General features: G+C 66.8%; 1 protein-coding gene and 2 pseudogenes. All 3 read left to right on the forward strand.

Annotated elements, in window-relative coordinates:
• Positions 1 to 134: 134 nt before the first annotated feature.
• The 3 genes and pseudogenes from AUL35_RS21260 to AUL35_RS21270 all read left to right on the forward strand — a co-directional run bounded on the left by AUL35_RS21260 (position 135) and on the right by AUL35_RS21270 (position 2,517).
• Positions 135 to 551 carry a transposase gene (locus tag AUL35_RS21260; RefSeq protein WP_244493872.1) on the forward strand — a complete coding sequence of 139 codons (417 nt, stop codon included), beginning with the start codon at positions 135 to 137 and terminating at the stop codon, positions 549 to 551.
• A pseudogene (tnpB, locus tag AUL35_RS21265) lies at positions 548 to 903 on the forward strand (IS66 family insertion sequence element accessory protein TnpB). Before AUL35_RS21260 ends, tnpB begins: the two are co-directional and overlap by 4 nt.
• A 55-nt stretch (positions 904 to 958) precedes the next feature.
• Positions 959 to 2,517 (forward strand): annotated as a pseudogene (locus AUL35_RS21270) (IS66 family transposase).
• Positions 2,518 to 2,849: the final 332 nt, after the last annotated feature.

The raw sequence follows: 2,849 nt of genomic DNA on the forward strand, positions 1-2,849 counted from the left end.
TAAGCGTCGTCCCGTCCGCACCTTGCTGACGATGACGTAGGCGTCGAGTCTGAGCCCTTCGCGTTGCAGGAGGGCCTGGAGCCATGTCGATGTCATGTGCCGATGCTGGCTCGGAGCAGGTTCGGAGGTTCGAGGTGTTCACGGGGGCGGGCCGTCGGCGCGAATGGAGCGACGAGGCGAAGGCCGCGATCGTGCCCGAGAGCTATTCGGGTGTGGAGAGCGTGAGCGCGTTGGCCCGTCGTCATGGTCTCGGTCATTCCCAGCTGTTCACCTGGCGCGGTCAGCTTCGCGCACCGATGAATGACGCCGCTGGTCCTTCGCCGCTTTTGGCCTCGCCATCGTCGGTGACGGAACAACGCTTCGTGCCGGTGGTGGTCGCGGCGCCGAGCGGGGAGAACAAGGGCCCGGCCCGCAAGCGACGCCCGCGTTCAGCCGGCAAGACAGGCCCGACGATCGAACTGAAGATCGACGGCGTCTCGGTGCGGATCCTCAAGGGTACCGAGCCACGCACGATCACGGCGGTGATACAGGCGCTGAAGGGCTCTTCGTGATCGGCCCGTCGGGCGCGGTGCGCGTGATGGTAGCGACCAAGCCGGTGGACTTCCGCAAGGGTGCGGAGGGCTTGGCAACTCTGGTGCGCGAGACGATGGGGCCGATCCGTTCTCGGGCACAGTCTACGTGTTCCGCGCCAGGCGGGCCGACCGGATCAAGCTGGTGTTCTGGGACGGCACGGGCGTCGTGCTTGTGGCCAAGCGTCTGGAGGACGGCGAGTTTCGCTGGCCGAAGGCGCAGGACGCCGTTCTGCATCTGACGGCGGCCCAGCTCTCGGAACTTCTGGAAGGTCTCGATTGGCGCCGCGTGCATGCTGTGCGTGAGACACGCGTGCCGGCTCTGCCGAGCTGAGGCCGGCATGACGGAGCCAGTTGCCGCCGGCATGACGAGGTGATTCACTCCCCTCATGACCCTGGTGGCCGACACGCTTCCCGACGATCCCGGCACGCTCAAAGCGATGCTGATCGCCGAGCGCCTGCGGGCCGAACGGCTCGAGCAGATCATCAAGGAGTTGCAGCGTCACCGCTTCGGCCGCCGCGCCGAGACGCTACCCGAGGACCAGCTCCTGCTCGGGCTGGAAGACGTCGAGCAGGGCGTGGCCGCCGACGAGGCTTCCCGAGAGAAAGACGCTCCGGCGGCAAAGGCCGAGCGTATTGACAGGCGTCGTAGCAACCGGGGCTCGCTGCCCGCCCATCTGCCGCGGATCGAGACTATCGTCGATATCGAGGACAAGACCTGCCCCTGCTGCCGGCATCGGCTGCACGTGATTGGCGAGGATGTCGCCGAGCGTCTCGATATCGTGCCCGCCCAGTTCCGGGTGATCGTGACGCGGCGTTCGCGCTACGGTTGTCGGGCGTGCGAGGGCGTCGTGGTCCAGGCTCCCGCGCCGGCGCGGCTGATCGAGGGCGGCATGCCGACCGAAGCCACCGTCGCGCAGGTGCTCGTCTCCAAGTTCGCCGACCACCTGCCGCTCTATCGTCAGGCGCAGATTTACGCCCGGCAGGGTGTCAATCTCGACCGCTCGACGCTGGCCGACTGGGTCGGGCGTGCCGCCTTCCTGCTGCGACCCATCCACGAACGGATGCTCGGGCATCTGAAGGCCTCGTCCAAGCTCTTCGCCGACGAGACCACCGCGCCGGTGCTCGATCCCGGCCGCGGTCGCACCAAGACCGGCCAGTTCTTCGCCTATGCCCGCGACGATCGCCCCTGGCAGGGTAGCGATCCGCCCGCCGTCGTCTTTGTCTACGCGCCCGACCGCAAGGCCGAGCGGTCAATCGACCATCTGCAGGGCTTTGCCGGCACACTGCAGGTCGACGGCTATGCCGGCTACCGGACGCTCGCCGAGAAGGGCGAGGTGAAGCTCGCCTTCTGCTGGTCCCACGTGCGTCGCAGGTTCTACGAACTGGCCGCCGCCGGTCCCGCGCCAATCGCCACCGAGGCGCTGGAGCGCATCGCCGCACTCTACCAGATCGAGACCGAGATCCGCGGATGGTCCGCCGAGGCGCGCCGCCTCGTGCGTCAGGACCGCACCCGTCCGCTTCTCGACGCGCTCGAAGCCTTGCTGCGCGAGAAGCTCACGCTGATCAGTCAAAAGACCAAGCTTGCCGAGGCGATCCGCTACGCGCTCTCACGTTGGGAGGGGCTGTCCCGCTTCACCGATGACGGCCGCGTCGAACTCGACAACAACACCGTCGAGCGCGCGATCCGCCCGCTCGCCCTGACGCGCAGTTCGGAGGGACCCGCGGCCCGGAGAACGCGCTCTTCGCCGGATCAGACGCGGGCGCCCAGCACTGGGCCGTTATCGCTTCGCTCATCGAGACAGCCAAGCTCAACGTCGTCGATCCCCAGGCTTACCTCGCCGATGTCATCACCCGCATCGTTCAAGCGCATCCCAACCGCGATATCGACGACCTCATGCCGTGGCGGTTCAAAACGCCGGAAGCCAACCTCGCCGCCGTGGCCTGAGCAGAGCATCGGTTCCGGGCTAGCGGCACCCTGCCGGACGCCGACCAAGCCGATTACGGCGTAACTCGCTCAACAGCCCCAACGCCCCCGTTAGTCCCAGACACGGCGTAACTCGGGACAAAGGTCAAAACCCGACGACGGCGTAACCTGCTCGCCGTATGAGGCCATGACTCTGACCATGTCAGCCAACTCGTCGCCAACTTGCCAGCAGCGTCCCGGGACGCTGCTGGCAACGCGTCCGCAACTTACGGCGAAAGACGCAAGAGGGAAAACCATCCGACTGGCCCATACGTCCCAAAAACCTATGCCGTGGTGCGGAAACGACGCTTACG

The sequence above is a fragment of the Aureimonas sp. AU4 genome (genome assembly GCF_001463765.1).
GTDB lineage: Bacteria > Pseudomonadota > Alphaproteobacteria > Rhizobiales > Rhizobiaceae > Aureimonas.